15 protein-coding genes are annotated in these 18,593 nt (G+C 72.5%); 5 read left to right on the plus strand and 10 right to left on the minus strand.

The window, feature by feature from the left end:
- Positions 1-43: 43 nt before the first annotated feature.
- From WMI84_RS04115 to uxaC, 4 genes are all read right to left on the minus strand, one after another.
- Entirely contained in the window at positions 44-688 is a 645-nt protein-coding gene (locus WMI84_RS04115) for a cytidylate kinase-like family protein (protein WP_347350742.1), read from the minus strand.
- A gap of 83 nt (positions 689-771) precedes the next feature.
- The gene (locus WMI84_RS04120; RefSeq protein ID WP_347350743.1) at positions 772-2,352 is read right to left on the minus strand and encodes a gluconokinase; all 1,581 of its coding nucleotides are present in this window, start codon (positions 2,350-2,352) and stop codon (positions 772-774) included.
- Positions 2,349-3,806 (minus strand): mannitol dehydrogenase family protein, encoded by a 1,458-nt coding sequence (locus tag WMI84_RS04125; RefSeq protein ID WP_347350744.1) that lies wholly within the window; start codon positions 3,804-3,806, stop codon positions 2,349-2,351. The genes WMI84_RS04120 and WMI84_RS04125 overlap by 4 nt, the downstream gene beginning before the upstream one ends.
- A complete protein-coding gene (gene uxaC, locus WMI84_RS04130) occupies positions 3,803-5,221 on the minus strand; it encodes a glucuronate isomerase (RefSeq protein ID WP_347350745.1) in 1,419 nt (472 codons plus the stop codon). The genes WMI84_RS04125 and uxaC overlap by 4 nt, the downstream gene beginning before the upstream one ends.
- A 97-nt stretch (positions 5,222-5,318) precedes the next feature.
- Here uxaC and WMI84_RS04135 point away from each other — a divergent pair, with 97 nt between their 5' ends.
- The 5 genes from WMI84_RS04135 to larB all read left to right on the plus strand — a co-directional run bounded on the left by WMI84_RS04135 (position 5,319) and on the right by larB (position 11,812).
- Complete coding sequence (locus WMI84_RS04135; protein WP_347350746.1) at positions 5,319-6,620, plus strand: lactate racemase domain-containing protein; 1,302 nt, start codon at positions 5,319-5,321, stop codon at positions 6,618-6,620.
- Positions 6,621-6,757: 137 nt separating this feature from the next.
- Positions 6,758-8,536: a beta-glucuronidase gene (gene uidA, locus WMI84_RS04140; RefSeq protein WP_347350747.1), complete on the plus strand. Its 1,779-nt coding sequence runs from the start codon at positions 6,758-6,760 to the stop codon at positions 8,534-8,536.
- Positions 8,537-8,593: 57 nt separating this feature from the next.
- Entirely contained in the window at positions 8,594-10,024 is a 1,431-nt protein-coding gene (gene gndA / locus WMI84_RS04145; protein WP_347350748.1) for an NADP-dependent phosphogluconate dehydrogenase, read from the plus strand.
- A gap of 176 nt (positions 10,025-10,200) precedes the next feature.
- The gene (locus tag WMI84_RS04150; protein ID WP_347350749.1) at positions 10,201-11,064 is read left to right on the plus strand and encodes an ATP-dependent sacrificial sulfur transferase LarE; all 864 of its coding nucleotides are present in this window, start codon (positions 10,201-10,203) and stop codon (positions 11,062-11,064) included.
- A gap of 49 nt (positions 11,065-11,113) precedes the next feature.
- Positions 11,114-11,812: a nickel pincer cofactor biosynthesis protein LarB gene (larB, locus tag WMI84_RS04155; RefSeq protein ID WP_347350750.1), complete on the plus strand. Its 699-nt coding sequence runs from the start codon at positions 11,114-11,116 to the stop codon at positions 11,810-11,812.
- A gap of 472 nt (positions 11,813-12,284) precedes the next feature.
- On the opposite strand, the gene larC is transcribed toward larB, so the two are convergent.
- The 6 genes from larC to dnaK form a co-directional block, all read right to left on the minus strand.
- Entirely contained in the window at positions 12,285-13,556 is a 1,272-nt protein-coding gene (larC, locus tag WMI84_RS04160) for a nickel pincer cofactor biosynthesis protein LarC (RefSeq protein WP_347350751.1), read from the minus strand.
- Between the two features lie 38 nt (positions 13,557-13,594).
- Entirely contained in the window at positions 13,595-14,281 is a 687-nt protein-coding gene (locus WMI84_RS04165) for a GPP34 family phosphoprotein (protein WP_347350752.1), read from the minus strand.
- A gap of 84 nt (positions 14,282-14,365) precedes the next feature.
- Positions 14,366-14,836: a helix-turn-helix transcriptional regulator gene (locus WMI84_RS04170; RefSeq protein ID WP_347350753.1), complete on the minus strand. Its 471-nt coding sequence runs from the start codon at positions 14,834-14,836 to the stop codon at positions 14,366-14,368.
- 44 nt (positions 14,837-14,880) lie between these two features.
- Positions 14,881-15,879, minus strand: a complete 999-nt coding sequence (locus WMI84_RS04175) for a DnaJ C-terminal domain-containing protein (protein ID WP_347350754.1) — start codon at positions 15,877-15,879, stop codon at positions 14,881-14,883.
- 77 nt (positions 15,880-15,956) lie between these two features.
- Complete coding sequence (locus WMI84_RS04180) at positions 15,957-16,664, minus strand: nucleotide exchange factor GrpE (RefSeq protein ID WP_347350755.1); 708 nt, start codon at positions 16,662-16,664, stop codon at positions 15,957-15,959.
- On the minus strand, positions 16,661-18,565 hold the full coding sequence (gene dnaK / locus WMI84_RS04185) for a molecular chaperone DnaK (RefSeq protein WP_347350756.1): 1,905 nt from the start codon (positions 18,563-18,565) through the stop codon (positions 16,661-16,663). The genes WMI84_RS04180 and dnaK overlap by 4 nt, the downstream gene beginning before the upstream one ends.
- Between the last annotated feature and the right edge of the window lie 28 nt (positions 18,566-18,593).

The following is an 18,593-nucleotide window of genomic DNA, read 5'->3' on the forward strand; positions in this document are numbered from 1 at the left end:
GGGCCTCACGCTCGGGGTAGTAGGGCTGCGCTCGACCTCTGGCTCATGAGAGGGTCGCGCGGATGGCGTTGACGATGGCGCTGACGGCCGCTGCGGCCGGGATGCGGCTGGTGTTCAGGACGAGGTCGTAGTGGTCCGGCTGGTGCGGGTCCCACCCGTAGAGCACCCGGGACATCTCCGCCCGGACGTCGTCCTCGCGGACCTGGCGCTTCTTGGCCTGCTCTACCGGGATGCCGGCTGCCGCGGCGGCACGAGCGACCCGGTCGGCCACCTCGCCGGTCAGCAGGACGTGCAGCGTGCGCGGCCGGTCGGCGAGGATGACCGTGGCGTTGCGGCCCACGATGACCCCGCCCTCCTGCGCGGACTGCCGCACAGCAGTGTTGTTGGTCGTGATGAGGTCGCGCCGCTCCTGCTGGGTCGTGACGATGTCGCGCCCCTCGAAGCCGCCGTAGGCACCGCCCATCGTCCGCAGGACGGTGGTCAGCACGGCCCGGTTCTCCAGCGAGGACTCGGGGTGCTCCAGCTCGTCGGAGCTGAACGCCTGCGCGTGGTACGGCAGCCCCAGGCTTCGCGCCACCTCCCGGCCGATCTCCTCCGCGCCGGCACCGTACTGCTCCCAGAGCGTCACGACCGGCTTGACCGTCTGCGCCGTACCGCCGGGTGCGTCGACCCCCGCTTGTTCGGACATCCCAACCTCCTGATCGATGCCGGTGACGCCACCGTAGCCCCATCCGTCTCACGCGACAATGCGCTGCGCGCAACCGGCTGAGGTCAGGGCGTTGCCCCCGTCTGGCCGGCCAGCAGGTCGGCGGACGCGCGCAGGTCCTCCAGCCGCCCCTTCGCCGAGACGCGGGCAGCTCGGTATGCCGCCGAGTCGGCTTCCGCGGCAACGATCCTCGCGTGGTGGCCGGCCTCGTCGAGCAGCCCGGGGGACAGCGTCTCGACGGCCTGTTCCAGCGTCGTCGCCCGGCCCACCGCGAGCAGACCGAGGGCGGCGGCTCCGAGCGCCGACCCTTCGGCACCGGCGGTGACGACCAGCGGCCGGCCGAGCACGGCAGCCAGGATCTCCCGCCACAGGTCGCTGCGGAAGACCCCGCCGGTGCCCCGGATCGAGGTGACCGGCGTGACCTCGTCGAGGCCGTCGAGGATCGTCGCGAGCTGGAAGGCGACGCCCTCGACGGCGGCCCGGATGAAGTGTCCGCGGGTGTGGTGCTGGCGGATGCCGAGGAACGCGGCGCGCACGTCCGCGTCCCACAGCGGGCCGCGTTCGGCGAGCAGGAAGGGCAGCATGACCAGCCCCTCGGAGCCGGGCGCGACGGCGGCGGCCAGCGCGAGGACGTCGGCATCCGTGACCGCCGGGGCAGCCTCGGGCGGCGGGACGCCGGGGCGGTCGGCCACGAACACGTCTCTGGCCCAACGCACCACGGCGCCGCCGTTGCTGATCGGCGTGCCGACCACCCAACGCTCGTCGGTGAGCGCGTAGCAGAAGAGTCGTCCGGAGGGGTCGGCGTAGGGCCCGTCGACGACGAGGCGCAGGGCGCCGCTGGTGCCCAGCGAGAGCCCGGCGACGCCGGGCTGCAGCGCCCCGGTGCCGAGGTTGCCCAGCGGGCCGTCTCCGGCGCCGACCACGACCGGGGTCCCCGGGGCCAGCCCGACCTGCGCGGCGACGGTCTCGGCGAGGGGCAGCGCCGCGGTGGTCGCCAGGATCGGTGGCAGCTGCTCCAGCCGGATCCCGGCGAGGTCGACCGCCTCGGGGTCCCAGGCCCGCGCCGCGATGTCGAGCAGACCGCTGCCGCTGGCGCAGGACAGCTCGGTGGCCAGGCGCCCGGTCAGGGCATGCAGGACGAGGGCCTTCAGGTCGGCCCACGAGGCCGCTCGGGCGGTCAGGTCCGGCTCGTGCCGGGCGAACCAGCGCAGCTTGGTCAGTGGCGCCATCGAGTGGACCGGGGTGCCGCTCGAGGCCTGCAACCGCGCTGCCAGCGGAGTCGCGCGCAGCTCCCGGGCCACGTCGCGGGCCCGTGCGTCGGCCCAGGTGACGATGGGCGTCAGCGGCTGGCCCTGCTCGTCCAGGGCGATGACGGCGTGCATGGCCGTGCTGACCGAGAGCGCCAGGACCTCGGCGTCGCCGATACCGGCCACGCAGTCGCGCAGTGCGGCGACGACGCCGGCCGTCACGTCCCCCGGGTCCTGCACCCGCCAGCCGGACTGGGGCCGGATCAGGGGGTACTCCCGGATCCCCCGGCTGACCGGCTCGCCGCGGACCGCGGGCCCGACCTCGAAGGCGACCACCTTGGCCGCCGTCGTCCCGACGTCGATCCCGATGACCACCTCCCGCCGGTCGACCCCGCTCATGCGCGCGACTCGAGGTCCACGAGCTGGGCCCGCACCGTGGCGGCGAGCGCCCCCTGCCGGGCCTCGGCATCGAGCCCGAGCCAGGTCAGGGTCGCGCGCACCGCGTCGGTCGGGCTGCCCGCACCGAGCGGTCTGACCTCGTCGGCGTGCGCGTCGGTGACCGGGGCGCCGTGCGCCCGCAGGTGGGCGATCCAGGCCGCGACCGTCCGGGTGGCGCCCTCGGCAACCCGGCCCTCGCCGAGCTCGGCCCGGATGACCGGCACCGCCCGGATCGGGACCTTCTGCGACCCGTCCGCGGCGATCTGGGCCAGCAGGTGGCGGATCTGCGGGTTGCGGTAGCGGTCCAGCAGCGCCTGCCGGTACGAGTCGACCTCCGCCGCGGGCAGGGGCAGGTGGATGGCGGCCGCGTCCCACCACTGCTGCACCCAGCCGAGCACCTCGGGGTCGGCGATCGCGTCGGCGACCGTCTCGTGGCCGAGGATCGAGGCGGCGTAGGCCATCAGCGAGTGCGAGCCGTTCAGCAGCCAGAGCTTGCGCTGCTCGAACGGCCGGACGTCGTCGACGAAGCGGGCGCCCGCGGCCTCCCAGGCGGGCCGCCCGCCCGGGAACCGGCCGGCGATGACCCACTCGGCGAAGGGCTCGGTCGGGACCGTCTCGGGGTCGTCGACGCCGGTCTGGCGCAGCACCTCTGCACGGTCGGCGTCGGTGGTCCGGGGCGTGATCCGGTCGACCATGGTCGTGACGAACGAGACGTTCGCGTCGATCCACGGCAGCAGCGTCGGGTCCACCAGCCGGGCGAGGTCGTGCACGACCCGGGAGACCATCTCGCCGTTGTCCGGGACGTTGTCGTTGGGGCAGAAGGCGATCGGTGCCTCGCCACCGGCCCGTCGGGCGAGCAGGCCGGCCACGAGACGGCCCGGCGTCGTGGTGACGACACCGCCCTGCGGGTCGGCGGTCAGCGCCGCCACGTCGGCCTGCACGTCCGCCGCCGCCGTGTCGAGCCCGCCGGAGGCGTCGCGCCGGTAGCCGGCCTCGGTGACCGTGCTCGTCACGACCGCCACGGCCGGGTCGGCGAAGTAGCGGCGCAGGGCGACCAGGTCGTCGGCCGGGTGGACGGCGGACAGCGAGGAGATCACCTCCGGCGTCGAGCCCTGCGGGCCGCGGACGAGCAGCGTGTAGAGGCCGTCCTGCGCGGCCAGCGCCTCGGCGACCGCCGGCGAGCGGCCGGTGAACGCGGCGATGCCCCACCCGTCCGCGTCGGGGGCGTGCTCGGTGTACCAGGCGGCGTGGGCGCGGAAGAAGTTCCCGACGCCGAGGTGGACGTGGCGCACCGGCGCGGCGGGCCGCCCGTCGGTCCGCCGGGACAGCCGCCGCGGGGCGGGCGACCCCGCCCCGGCGGGGAGGTCGCTCCCGTCGGGGGCGGGCTGGGCGGCATACGGCTGGTTCGGGCTCACAGCTTGAACACCTGCTTCGGGACGGAGGTGACCAGGTCGACGACGGTCTGCAGCGCCTCGTCCTCCTCGAGCCGGTGCTCGGCGACGAGCTGGGCGAGGTAGGCGCTGTCGAGGCGGCGGGACATGTCGTGGCGGGCCGGGATCGAGCAGAAGGCGCGGGTGTCGTCGATGAACCCGGAGGTGCGGTAGAAGCCCGCGGTCTCGGTGACCGCGCCGCGGAAGCGGCGGATCGCCTCGGGCGCGTCGATGAACCACCAGGGCACGCCGAGATAGACCGCGGGATAGTAGCCGGCCAGGGGCGCGAGCTCGCGCGAGTAGACCGTCTCGTCGATGGTGAACACCACCAGGTGGAAGCCGGCGCTGTTGCCGAACCGGTCGAGCAGCGGCTGCAGCCCGCGGGTGAACTCCATGGCCGTCGGGATGTCGTGGCCGGTGTCGGGGCCGAACCGCTGGGCCGTTGCGGTGTCGTGGTTGCGGTAGACGCCGGGGTGCAGGGTCATCACCAGGCCGTCCTCGGTGGCCATCCGGGCCATCTCGACGAGCATGTGGCGCCGCAGCGCGGTCGCCTCCGCTTCGGAGGCCTCGCCGGCGAGGGCGGCCGCGTAGATGCGCCGTGCCTCCGCGTCGTCGAGCGTCAGTGTCACGACGTCGGCGTGGCTGTGGTCGGAGGAGACCGCCCCGTGGTCCTTGAAGTAGCGGCGCCGGTCGGCCAACGCGACGAGGTACCCGGCGTAGTCGCCGGTGTCGGTGTCGGCTGCGCCGGCCAGTGACGTCATGAGCTCGGGGAAGTCGGGCCGGCCCGGCTCGAGGTACCGGTCGGGGCGGAAGGTCGGGACCACCCGGCGGGTGAAGGTGGGGTCGTTCGCGATGGCCTCGTGGTGGCGCAGGTCGTCCGCCGGGTCGTCGGTCGTGGCCAGGAACTGGATGTCGAACCGGTCCATCAGCGCGCGGGGCCGGAAGTCGGGTGAGGCGAGGTGCTCGGCGATCCGGTCGTAGATCCGGTCGGCGCTCTGCGCCGACGGCCGCTCGGTCACCCCGAAGATGTCGACCAGCTCGCTCTCCATCCAGAACCGGACCGGGGTGCCGCGGAACGCGCTCCAGTGCTCGCAGAAGTGACGCCAGGCCGCCCGTGCGCCCGCCGCGTCGAGCGGCGAGCCGCCGGCGCCGACCGCCTCGAGCGGGACGCCCTCGGCGTGCAGCAGCCGGAAGATGTAGTGGTCCGGCGACAGCAGCAGCGAGGTCGGGTCGCCGAACGGGGTGTCCTCGGCGAGCCACTGCGGGGGCACGTGCCCGTGCGGCGAGATGATCGGCAGGTCCCGGACCTCGGCGTACAACCGGCGGGCGATGTCGCGGACGCCTGGTTCCGCGGGAAAGAGCCGGTCGGGGTGCAGCGTGAGGTTCGTAGTCGGGGTCATGCGGTCGTCCTCTCCACGTGTGGTTCTCCTGGCCTATGTTCGCCTGCTGTTGTCGCCCACCCTTGCCCGCCGTGCCGGACGACGCAAGAGTGGACCCATGACGACGACCAGCGAGAAGCCCTCCCCCACTGCCACGGGGCAGGCCGTACGCGTCGGCGGGGCCGACGGGATCCTCGAGGCCGAGCAGGTGCGCGGCTTCATCCGCGAACAGCTCGCCGGGGTGGACGTCGACGGCCGCAGCGTGTGCGTCCTGGTGCCCGACGGCACCCGCACCTGCCCGATGCCGCTGCTCATGGGCGCGGTCCACGAGGCGCTGCACGGGCGGGTGTCGCGACTGACGGTGCTGATCGCCCTCGGCACCCACGCCGCGATGAGCGAGGCGCACCTGGGCCGGCACCTCGGCTACCAGCCGGGCCACCTCGAGGAGACCTACCCGGGCATGACCGTCGTCAACCACGAGTGGTGGAAGCCGGAGACGTTCGCCAACCTCGGCACCATCCCCGCCTCGCGGCTCGAGGAGCTCTCCGAGGGGAGGCTCTCGGTCGAGGTCCCGGTGCTGCTGAACAAGGCGGTCGTCGAGCACGACATCGCGCTCGTGGTCGGGCCGGTGCTGCCGCACGAGGTCGTCGGCATCTCGGGCGGCAACAAGTACTTCTTCCCGGGGGTCGCCGGACAGCAGATCATCGACGTGTCGCACTGGCTGGGGGCGCTGATCACCTCGGCCGAGATCATCGGCACGACCGGCCTGACCCCGGTGCGCGCGCTCATCAACGAGGGCGCCGCGCTGATCCCGGCCGAGAAGCTCGCCTTCTGCGTCGTGGGCGGGACCGGCTCGTACGCGGACTCGCTGCACTCGGTGTCGTTCGGCGACACGATCGCCTCGTGGGCCGATGCCGCCGAGGTCTGCGCGGCGAGCCACGTGACCTACCTCGACGAGCCGGTGCACACCGTGCTCTCGCTCGTCCCGCGCATGTACGAGGACATCTGGACCGGCGCCAAGGGCTTCTACAAGCTCGAGCCGGTCGTCGCCGACGGCGGCGAGGTCATCCTCTACGCGCCGCACATCACCCAGATCTCGGCGATGCACCCGGAGATCAACGAGATCGGCTACCACTGCCGCGACTACTTCGTGAAGCAGTGGGACCGCTTCAAGCACGTCCACTGGGGCACGCTGGCCCACTCGACCCACCTGCGCGGCGCGGGGACCTACGACGCCCAGACCGGCGAGGAGCGACTCCGGGTCCAGGTGACCCTCGCGACCGGCATCCCGGAGGAGGTCTGCCGGGCGGCCAACCTCGGCTACCGGGACCCCGCCTCGATCGACGTCGCCGCGGCCGAGGCCGACCCCGACGTGTTCGTGGTCCCCCGCGCCGGGGAGGTGCTCTTCCGGCTGCGCTGATCCGAGGCCCGCCCGGTCGGCCGGTGTCCCCTGCCCACCGCGCGAGTCCGGACCGCTCCGTCCAACCCCGACCGCCCCACCCGCAGAACCGAACCACCCTGCAGAACCGAACCACCGGCAACCGAAAGGTGTTACCAATGCTCCGCCCCCAGGACACGGCCACCCGCGAGACGAAGCGCCTCGACGGGATCTGGGCCTTCCGGCTCGACACCGACTCCCGTGGCCGGGCCGACTCCTGGTATGCCGCCCCCCTGCCCGACGCAGGCGAGATGGCGGTCCCCGCGAGCTTCAACGACGTCTCGGCCGACGCGGCGGTGCGCGACTACGTGGGCGACGTCTGGTACCAGCGCACGGTCCGCGTCCCCCGGGGGTGGGCGGGCCAGCGAGTCGTGCTGCACTTCGAGTCGGCGACCCACCGCGCGACCGTGTGGGTCGACGACCACGAGGTGACGAGCCACGAGGGCGGCTACACGCCGTTCGAGGCCGACGTCACCGAGCTGGTCACCCCCGGCTCGGAGGTCCGCGTCACCGCGTGCGTCAACAACAGCCTGAGCTTCCAGACGATCCCGCCCGGCGTGATCGAGCAGACCCCCGCCGGCCCGGCGCAGCGCTACTGGCACGACTTCTTCAACTACGCCGGTCTGCACCGGTCGGTCTGGCTCACCGCAAGGCCCCAGGCGCACCTGACGGACATCACGGTCGTCACCGACTACGCGGGCACCACCGGCAGCGTGCGCTACACGGTCGAGGCAGACGCCGCCGACGGCCTCGAGGTTCGCACCGTCCTGCGCGACGCCACGGGCACCGAGGTGGCCACCGGCTCTGGTGCCGCCGGCACGCTGACCGTGCCGGACGTGACGCTGTGGCAGCCGGGTCGCGGCTACCTCTACGCCCTGGAGGTCCGGCTCGTGCGCGGCGATGAGGTCCACGACAGCTACGTGCAGACCGTGGGCATCCGCACGGTCGAGGTTCGCGGTGCAGAGTTCCTGATCAACGGCGAGCCCTTCTACTTCAAGGGGTTCGGCAAGCACGAGGACATCCCGGTCACCGGCAAGGGACACGACAACGCGTGGATGGTCCACGACTTCCGCCTGTTCGGCTGGATCGGCGCCAACTCCTTCCGCACCTCGCACTACCCCTACTCCGAGGACGTGCTCGACCACTGCGACCGGCACGGCATCGTCGTCATCGACGAGACCGCCGCGGTGGGCCTCAACATGGGTCTGGGTGGCGGGATCTTCGGCTCGCAGGGCTACACCACCTTCAGCCCGGAGACGGTCAACGACACGACGCAGCAGGTGCACGCCCAGGCGATCCGCGAACTGGTCGCCCGCGACAAGAACCACCCGTGCGTGGTGCTCTGGTCGATCGCCAACGAGCCGGAGAGCGACACGCAGGGCGCCGAGGACTACTTCCGTCCGCTGTTCGACGTCGCCCGCGAGGCCGACCCGACGCGGCCGGTCGGCTTCGTCAACGTGATGCTGGCGCCGTACGGCAAGTGCCGGGTCTCGCAGTTCGGCGACGTGCTCATGCTCAACCGGTACTACGGCTGGTACGTCAACACCGGCGACCTCGCCAACGCCGAGATCGCCTGGCGCACCGAGCTCGAGGGCTGGGCGAGCGAGAACAAGCCGATCATCATCACCGAGTACGGCGCCGACACGCTCACCGGGCTGCACGCGGTCGCTCCCCAGCCGTGGGACGAGGAGTACCAGATCGCGTACCTCGAGATGAACCACCGCGTCTTCGACTCGATCCCGGCGGTCGTCGGCGAGCACGTCTGGAACTTCGCCGACTTCCAGACCACACCCGGCATCATGCGGGTCGACGGCAACAAGAAGGGCGTCTTCACCCGGGAGCGCGACCCGAAGTCCGCCGCGTTCTACCTGCGCAAGCGGTGGCGTGAGGACGCCTGACACGCAAGCCGGCCGAGCGGCATACCCTCGAACAGCCCCACCCAGCAAAGGAGCAACGTGAGCAACCTCGCCACCATCGGTGTCACCGGAATGGCAGTCATGGGCAGCAACCTGGCCCGCAACTTCGCACGCAACGGGTACCGCGTCGCGCTGCACAACCGCACGTACGCCAAGACCCAGGCGGTCATGAACGACCACGGCAGCGAGGGGGACTTCGTGCCGTCCGAGTCGACCGCCGACTTCGTCGCCTCCCTCGAGCGGCCCCGTCGGATCATCATCATGGTCAAGGCCGGTGGGCCGACAGATGCGGTCATAGACGAGCTGGTCCCGCTGCTGGAGGAGGGTGACATCGTCGTCGACGGCGGCAACGCCAACTTCGAGGACACCCGCCGGCGTGAGGCGGCGCTGCGGGAGCGCGGGCTGCACTTCGTCGGTGTCGGCATCTCGGGCGGCGAGGTGGGCGCGCTCGAGGGTCCGTCGATCATGCCGGGGGGCTCGAAGGAGTCGTATGCCGCACTCGGGCCGATGCTCGAGAGGATCTCCGCGCACGTCGACGGGGAGCCGTGCTGCGCCTGGATGGGGCCGGACGGCGCGGGGCACTTCGTCAAGATGGTGCACAACGGCATCGAGTATGCCGACATGCAGTTCATCGCCGAGTCCTACGACGTGCTCTCGGCGGCCGGGATGAGCGCCGCCGAGATCGCCGAGGTGTTCCGGGGCTGGAACACCGGCGAGCTCGACTCCTTCCTCGTCGAGATCACCGCGGACGTGCTCGCCCAGGTCGACGCGCGCAGCGGCGGCCCGCTCGTCGAGGTGATCGTCGACGCCGCCGAGCAGAAGGGCACCGGTCGCTGGACCGTGCAGACGGCTCTCGAGATGGGCGTGCCGGTCTCCGCGATCGCCGAGGCGGTGTTCGCCCGGTCGGCATCGGGCGACGCGACGATCCGGCAGGCGTGCCGGGGCGTGCTGAGCGGCCCGGAACGCCACGTCGGTGCCGAGCGCCAGCAGCTGGTGGACGATGTGCGGCAGGCACTGTGGAGCTCGAAGGTGGTCGCCTACGCCCAGGGCCTCGAGCAGATCCGCCGGGCCAGCGAGGACTACGACTGGGGCGTCGACATCGCCGCCGTCGCGCGCATCTGGCGCGGCGGCTGCATCATCCGTGCCCGGCTGCTCAAGCAGATCAGCGACGAGTATGCCGCCGGCCAGCTGGCCACCCTCCTGGTGGCCCCGAGCATCCGGCAGGGTCTGGCCGACCGGCAGGACGCGTGGCGTCGCGTGGTGGCGCAGGCCACCGCGGCCGGCGTGCCGGTGCCCGGCTTCTCCAGCGCCCTGGCCTACTACGACACGATGCGTGCCGAGCGGCTGCCCGCGGCCCTCGTGCAGGGGCTGCGCGACAACTTCGGCGCGCACACCTACCGCCGCACCGACGTGACCGGGACGTTCCACACCCTGTGGGCCCAGGACCGGTCCGAGGTGCAGACGGACTGACCCGCTCGTCGTGGCTTGCGCTCGTGGGTGAGACTGGGGCCATGAGCGCAGCCCCCGACACCCGATCGACAGTGCAGCATTCCTCCTCGACAGTGCAGCACTCCCCCTCGACAGTGCAGCATTCCTCCTCGACAGTGCAGCATTCGTCGTCGACAGTGCAGCTTTCGTCGTCGACAGTGCACCTCGGGGACGAACTGCCTCCGGGGCTGGTCGAGCTTGCCGACGAGGTCGGCCGGCTGTTGCACGCCGCGACGCCCACCGGCCGGCTCGGGGTCGCCTTCTCCGGCGGGGTCGACTCCGGGCTGCTGCTCGCCCTGGCCGTGCGATACCTCGGCCCCGCCCGCGTCCTGGCCGTCATCGGGGTCTCCCCCAGCCTGGCCGCCGACGAGTTGCGCGCGGCCCGCGCGGTGGCCGCCGCCATCGGCGCGCCGGTCGTCGAGGTGGCGACCCACGAGGGCGACAACCCGCTCTACCGGGCCAACGGGCCGGACCGGTGCTTCCACTGCAAGGACGAGCTGTTCACCCGGATCTCCGACGAGGTGGCCGCAGCGCACGGGCTCGGCGCGGTCGCGTACGGGGAGAACGCCGACGACGCCCGACGCCCGGACCGGCCCGGAGCCAGGGCCGCGGCCAACCACGCGGTGCTGCGCCCACTCGCCGACGCGGGGCTGGCCAAGGCCGACGTGCGTGCGCTCGCCCGCGCGCTGGGCCTGCCCAACGCCGACAAGCCCGCGGCACCCTGCCTGGCCTCGCGCATCCCGCACTTCTCCCGGGTCGAGCCGGCCAAGCTCCGGCAGATCGAGGCGCTCGAGCGGGTCGTGCACGGGCTGGGCTTCCCCGACTGCCGCGTGCGCCACCACGGCGAGATCGCCCGGATCGAGCTGCCCGAGGACGACATCGCACGAGCCATGCAGCCCGGCAGCCGGGTCGCCCTGCAGCAGGCGGGCATCGCGGCCGGCTTCCGCTTCGTCGCCGTCGACGTCGCCGGCATCCAATCGGGCGCCTTCACCCTGCCCCTGGTCGAGGCCGGACATGCCTGAGGCACCGCCGCCGGCCCCGAGCGGGACGGATTCCGACGAACCCACGGCGGTGAGCGGCATACCGATCGATGTCGCGGACCTCGACGGGATCGCCGAGCTCGATCTCGGGCGTGCGGCCCGACGCGGCTTCCCCGAGGCGGTCTTCTGCGCGGGCAAGACGGTCGCCCAGGTCCGCGCGATCGCGGCCCGGCTCCGACGGGCCGTGGCAGCTCGAGAGACGAGCGGAGCTGTCCTGTTCACCCGCGCCTCCGCCGAGCAGGCCGCCGCCATCCGGGAGGTGCTGCCCGAGGCGCTGCACGACGAGACCGCTCGGCTGCTCGCGTGGCCGCCGACCGCGCCCGAGCCGAGCGGCGGGCTCGTCGCGGTCTTCTGTGCCGGCACCTCGGACCTGCCGGTGGCGCGCGAGGCGCTGCTGACGCTGACCTACCTGGGCCGGCCGACCGAGCTCGCCGTCGACGTCGGCGTGGCCGGGCTGCACCGCATCCTGGACCGCATCGACCTGATCGACCGCGCCCGCGCGATCGTCGTCGTGGCCGGGATGGACGGGGCGCTCGCGAGCGTCGTCGCCGGCCTGGCCCGTGCCCCGGTCGTGGCGGTGCCGACCTCGGTGGGGTACGGCGCCGCGTTCGGCGGACTGGCCCCGCTGCTGACGATGCTGAACGCGTGCGCACCCGGGGTCGGCGTGGTCAACATCGACAACGGGTACGGCGCCGGCCATCTCGCCGCCCAGATCGCGGCGCCGGCCTGACTGGAGCTTCCGGCCGCCGAGGGCTGTCTGTCCGGAGGCTGTCCGAGAGGCTCTTTGCCTGTCCGTAGGACCCTCTACCCGTCTCAAGGCTCGCTGACGGTTCGAGCGCGAAGGGGAGCCCAGTCAGGTCGCACGTCATGTCGCGCCCTTGGACCGACCTGAGCACGAGGCCAGAACGTCCCTGCGACATGACCCGTGACTTGCTCGGCCGCAGCAACACCCTGCGACATGACCCGTGACTTGGTTGGCGACCGGACCACGTCGGGCCAGGCCTGCGACATGACCCGCGACCTGGCCGGCGACCGGACCACGTTGGGCCAGGCCTGCGACATGACCCGCGACCTGGCTGGCGACCGGACCACGTCGGGCCAGGCCTGCGACATGACCCGCGACTTGGCTGGAGACCGGACCACGTCGAGCCAGGCCTGCGACATGACCCGTGACCTGGCCGGCGACGGCGCGGGCGCCACCCTCAGTGCATCAGACCGGGCGGCACCTCGGCGTCGCTCACGAGACCGGCCTGAACGGCCGCTGCCCGGGCGGCGTCCAGCACGTCACGGACCGGACGACCGAGCGTCTCGGCCGCGGACTCGACATCCCGGAACTCGGGTGTCGCCTGGACGACCCGCCCGTCGCGATGGGCCAGCTTGACGCCGATCTCGCGTCCCTCGACCTCGACCGTCACCCATCCCCGCGGCAGCTCCCAGCGCCGGACCTCGCTCTGCCGCAGGCCGATCGTGCTGGTCAGCGACAGGACGAGGTCGCGCAGCCCCGGCCCGTCGTCGGGGCGGGCGAGGACGGAGAGGACCTGGGCCGGGCGTCCGCGCTTCATGACGACCGGGGCGAGCCAGGCATCGGCTGCCCCGGCAGCGAGCAGCGCCTCGATGACCGTCGGCCACACCCGCGGGTCGAGGTCGTCGACGTTGGCCTCCAGCAGAGTCATCCACCGCTCGACGAGTCCGGGCGGCCCCCCGGCGGACGCAGAGCGGGCCGGCTCGTCGCCGGTCACCCGCTCTCCCAGGACCACCCGCACGACGTTGGCGCGCCCCTCGACCTCCCGGGTCCCGGCCCCGACACCGGTGCCGACCAGCCGCATCGCGGGCAGCGGGCGCTGCGCCGAGGCGAGAGTCGTCACGAGCGCCATCCCTGTCGGCGTCGCCAGCTCGCCCTGCCCTCCGGCCTCGACCTGCCATCCCCGCGCGAGCCCGACGACCGCCGGCACCGGCACCGGCAGGCGTCCGTGCGAACCGCGTACCCAGCCGCTGCCCACCGCGATCCGGCTCACGACGACCTCGTCGACGCCGAGATCCTCCAGGCCGGCACAGACCCCCACGACGTCGGCGATCGAGTCCCACGAACCGACCTCGTGGAACTCGACCTCGTCGACCGCGACCCCGTGCGCGACCCCTTCGACCCGCGCCAAGGCCTCGAACGCCGCGAGCGCCCGGGAGGTCGTCCGCTCGGGCAGGTCGGCGCCCGCGATCCGAGCCCGGATCTCGGCCCACCGGCGGTGGTGCTGGTCCGGCGCGACGAGGCCCACGTGGGCCTGGGCAGCTCGCAGCCCGGCGCGCCGCGCCTCCGTCACGCTGATCCGGACCGTGCCGGGGACCACCGCGTCGACCCACCGTTGGATCGCCCCGAGGTCGGCGCCGAGATCGAGCAGGGCACCGAGCAGCATGTCGCCGGCCAGCCCGGCCGACGCGTCGACCCAGGCGACGACACGTCCTCGGCCACGAGAGTGCATGTCCCACAGGCTAGCCAGGAGCCGAACCGAGGCTCGGGTCAGCTGCTCGCCCCGGCGGCGCCTGCCGCGACGACCGCCGCGACGACCGCTGCCTCGACCTCCTGGATCGCCGTGGCGACCGCTTGGCCGCCCCACTGCCCGGCACTGATCTCCTTGGCCCTGGCGGCGAGAACTCGCTTGTCCTGCTCGGGCAGGACCTTGCGCAACAGACCGGTCGCGCTGAGCAGCGAGACGAGGACGGCCGTGCGCGTGTCGGGCTCACCGGTCGCCCGCACCGCGTTTCGCAGACGCTCGACGATCTCCCGCTCGACCGCCGGGTCCTGCTCGCGCCAGACCTTCCGGTGGAAGACGCCGAGAACCGTCTGCTCGCCGCGTACGCCGACACCTGCCCCCTCGAGGCCGGCGAGGGTCGCCGCCTCGAGGTGACCCGCCCGGTCGCGCCAGCTGCGGCCACCGCCGATGCGCGCCACTGCGTCCTTGGGCGACCGGCCGTCTGCGCGAGCCAACGCCTCCTCGAGCTCGGGAGCGACGGCCCGACCGGTGGCGTGCAGCCGGGCGGACCGTCCGTCCCCCTCGAGGCGCAGCGCTTCCTGCAGGGTCAGCTCGGTGACGGCAGCGCCGGCCAGCCCGGCCTTCAGATGCGTGCTGTCGATGAGCGGCCGCCCGCTCCGGTCGTCGTGTGCCAGCAGCAGGAACTCGGCGTGCAGGGGCAGCCGGGACGTCATCCCCAGAGCGTAGGCGCACCAGCGGCGGTATGCCGCGCCGCTGTCGAACGGGAACGTCGACCGGCGGTCACCTGCGGCGAGCCGTCAGGACGATGCGCGCCGCCGGTCCGGTCGCCAGACGACGAGTGCCTGGGAGTGGACCGGTCGAGGCGGGCGACGTCCCGGCGCCATGGCGACCACGTCGCCGCGTGCACCGGCCGCGAAGACCCGGCCGACCTGCATCGCCGCGGCCTGGGCCGACTCGAGCTGCTCGGCGAGCTGCTGGACGTGGGAGCGCAGCGCCTCGACCTGCTGCTCGAGCTCGAGGATCCGTTGGATGCCGGCGAGCGAGACCCCCTCGTGGGAGAGACGCTGGACCTCGCGCAGCAGCTCGACGTCGCGGCTGCTGTAGCGTCGCCCGCCACCGCGGGTCCGCGAGGGCGTGACGATGCCCATCCGGTCGTACTGGCGCAGGGTCTGGGCGTGCATCCCGGCCAGCTGTGCCGCGACGGAGATGACGAAGACCGGGGTGTCGTCGCCGGGACCCGCGCCCAGGCCTACGCTCTGTCGTGCCATCCGTCTTCACCTCCTGGCTCTCATGATCCGCACGCCCGGGCCGCTCAGGTGCGCGCCTTGACGAACAGCTCCGCGCGCGGGTCGAAGCCGTTCTCGGCCGCCGCCATCTTCTCGATCGCCGCACGCGCCTCGTCGGTCAGCCGCTGCGGGACCACGACCTGTACCTTGGCGAGCAGGTCCCCGGTCCGGTCGCCGTGCCGGACACCACGGCCCTTCAGCCGCAGCACGCGTCCGCTCGGTGTGCCCGCCGCCACCTTGACCTTGACCGACTTGCCGTCGAGCGTCGGCACCGGCACGGTCGCGCCGAGCGCCGCCTCGGCGAAGGTCACCGGCAGGTCGACGGTGAGGTTGTCGCCGTCGCGCCCGAAGACGGGATGCGGGTCGACCGTCACCGTCAGGATGAGGTCGCCCTTGGGCGCCCCCGGGTCGCCGGTGCGGCCCTTGCCGCGCAGCTTGATCTTCTGGCCGTTGCGCACGCCGGCCGGGATCCGGACGTTGATCCGGCCCAGCTCGGGCGACTGGAGGGAGACGGTCGAGCCCTCGACGGCGTCGCGGAAGCCGATGTGGGTGGCAGCCTGGACGTCGGCGCCCGGCCGAGGGCCGCGGGGCGCGCCGAAGCCGCCGTACCCGGCTGCGCCCCCACCGCCGAACAGCCCGCCGAGCAGGTCCTCCAGGCCGGGCCCGGCCCCCTGCCCGCCGGTGCCGAAGCGCATGCCCTGGCCGCCGGTGCCGAAGGCGGAGAACAGGTCCTCGAAGCTGGCCCCGCCCGCGCCGCCGGGCCCACCGGCCGTGAAGCGCGCGCCGCCGTGGGCCATCGCCCGGATCGCGTCGTACTCCTTGCGCTGGTGGGGGTCGGACAGGACCGCGTAGGCCTCGCCGATCTCCTTGAAACGCTCCTCGGCCCGCGGGTCGCCCTGGTTCTGGTCAGGGTGCATCTTGCGGGCGAGCTTGCGGTAGGCCTTCTTGATGGTCGCCTCGTCGGCGTCCTGCGGCACGCCGAGGATCGCGTAGAAGTCCTTCTCGAACCAGTCCTGGCTAGCCATTCCGGCGCACCTCCTCGTTACTGATCACAGTCTCATGTATGCCGCTGGGCCGGCTGCCCGGCCCAGCGGCACGGCACTCAGGCGGGGTCGGCGACCGAGACCCGCGCGGCCCGCACGAGCCGCTCGCCGTTGCGGTAGCCCGGCTGGAAGACCTGCACGACGGTCGTGTCGGTCGCTCCCTCCGGGACCTCGGCCTCGACGTGCATCAGGGCCTCGTGCACGTTGGGGTCGAACTCCTCGCCGACCTCGCCGACCCGCTCGATGCCGAACCGTCCGAGGGTCTCCTCGAGCTTGTCGGCGATCGCGGCGAAGGGGCCGTCCGCGAGGTCGCCCGCCTGCCGGGCGAAGTAGATGTCGTCCAGGACCGGCAGGAGCGCCTCGACGACACTGCTGACCGCGTTGGTGCGGATCAGCTCGCGGTCGCGGTCGACCCGCTTCTTGTAGTTGACGTACTCGGCCTGCAGGCGTTGCAGGTCGGCCAGCAGCGACGCGGCCATGTTGTCCTCCTCGGCCAGGTCGGCGGAGGAGGGCGCGTGGTCGTACTCATCCTCGCCGCCGGGCTCGGCCGACGCACCGGCGCCTCCGTCGGCGTAGAGCGGGCCCCGGCCGCCGGCAGCCGCATCCGGGGCGCCGGGGGTGCCGGCGCCCTCGGTCGCATCGGGACCGGTACCCGCGGCCGGGTCGGCACCTGCTCCCCCGGTCGCGGCCGGGCCGGCGCCCTCGGGGTCGCCCACCACGCGTGGGACCTCCCCTGCTGCGCTGGTCTCGGGGTCCATCTGGCTCACTTGGCTTCCTGGTCGTCGTCGATGACCTCGGCGTCGACCACGTCCTCGTCGGCACCCGACTGGTCACTCGCACCCGAGGCCTTGCCGTCCGACGACCCGGCCGACGCGCCGGCGCCGCTTGCCGCAGAAGCCTGCTCAGCGGCATACACCGCCTGGCCCATGGCCTGGGACTTCTCGTTGAGCGCGTCGACCTTCGCACGGATGTCGGCGGCGCTGGCCTCGGAGTCCTTGGCGATGGCGGACTTGAGGTCCTTCAGCGCCTCCTCGACCGGGGTCTTGGCGTCGGCCGGGACCTTGTCGCCGGACTCCTTGAGGAAGTGCTCCGTCGAGTAGACGAGCTGCTCGGCCTGGTTGCGGACCTCGGCCTCCTCGCGGCGCTTCTTGTCCTCCTCGGCGTGCGCCTCGGCGTCCTTGACCATCCGCTCGATGTCCTCCTTGGACAGGGCCGAGCCGCCGGTGATCGTCATGGTCTGCTCCTTGCCGGTGCCCTGGTCCTTGGCGGAGACGTTGACGATGCCGTTGGCGTCGATGTCGAAGGTGACCTCGATCTTCGGGATGCCACGCGGCGCCGGCGCGATGCCGGTCAGCTCGAACGTGCCGAGCGACTTGTTGTGCTGGGCGATCTCGCGCTCACCCTGGAAGACCTGGATGAGGACGGAGGGCTGGTTGTCGTCGGCGGTGGTGAAGATCTCCGAGCGCTTGGTCGGGATCGCGGTGTTGCGCTCGATCAGGGTGGTCATCAGGCCGCCCTTGGTCTCGATACCGAGCGAGAGCGGCGTGACGTCGATGAGCAGCACGTCCTTGCGCTCGCCCTTCAGGACGCCGGCCTGCAGCGACGCGCCCACGGCGACGACCTCGTCGGGGTTGACGCCCTTGTTGGGCTCCTTGCCGGCGGTCAGCTCCTTGACGATGGCCGTGACGGCGGGCATGCGGGTGGAGCCGCCGACCAGCACGACGTGGTCGATGTCGGACAGCTTGATGCCGGCGTCGTCGATCACCTTGTGGAACGGCGCCTTGCACCGGTCGAGCAGCGACTTGGTCATCTCCTCGAACTGGGCCCGCGAGAGCGTCTCGTCCAGGTGGATGGGGCCGTCGGGCGTCATCGAGATGTACTGCGCGGAGATGTTGGTCGACGTCGCCGAGGACAGCTCCTTCTTGGCGCGCTCGGCCTCGTCGCGCAGCCGCTGCATCGCGATCTTGTCCTTGGACAGGTCCTGGCCGGTCTTGTTCTTGACCTGCTGGATGAGCCACCGGACGACCACGTCGTCCCAGTCGTCGCCACCGAGCTTGTTGTCACCGCTGGTGGCCCGCACCTGGATCGTGGAGAAGTTGTCCTCCGGGTCCTTGCCGACCTCGAGGAGGGACACGTCGAAGGTGCCGCCGCCGAGGTCGAAGACGAGGATGAGCTCGTCCTGCTTGCCCTTGTCCAGGCCGTAGGCCAGCGCCGCCGCGGTGGGCTCGTTGATGATGCGCAGCACGTTCAGGCCCGCGATCTCGCCGGCCTCCTTGGTGGCCTGCCGCTCGGCGTCGTCGAAGTACGCGGGGACGGTGATGACGGCGTCGGTGACGCTCTCGCCGAGGTAGGACTCCGCGTCGCGCTTGAGCTTCTGCAGGATGCGGGCGCTGATCTCCTGCGCGGTGTAGCGCTTGCCGTCGATCTCGGGGCTCTTCCAGTCGCTGCCCATGTGCCGCTTGACCGACCGCACGGTGCGGTCGACGTTGGTGACGGCCTGGCGCTTGGCGACCTCGCCGACGAGCACCTCGCCGTTCTTGGCGAACGCGACGACGGACGGGGTGGTGCGGCCGCCCTCGGCGTTCGCGATGATCGTCGGCTCGCCGCCCTCGAGGACGGAGACTGCCGAGTTGGTGGTACCGAGGTCGATGCCGACCGCACGTGCCATGAGTGGTTCTCCTTGGTTCTTCGTTCCG

Origin of the sequence: Intrasporangium sp. (assembly GCF_039812505.1) — a bacterium.
In the GTDB taxonomy this organism is placed as follows: Bacteria; Actinomycetota; Actinomycetes; order Actinomycetales; family Dermatophilaceae; genus Intrasporangium_A.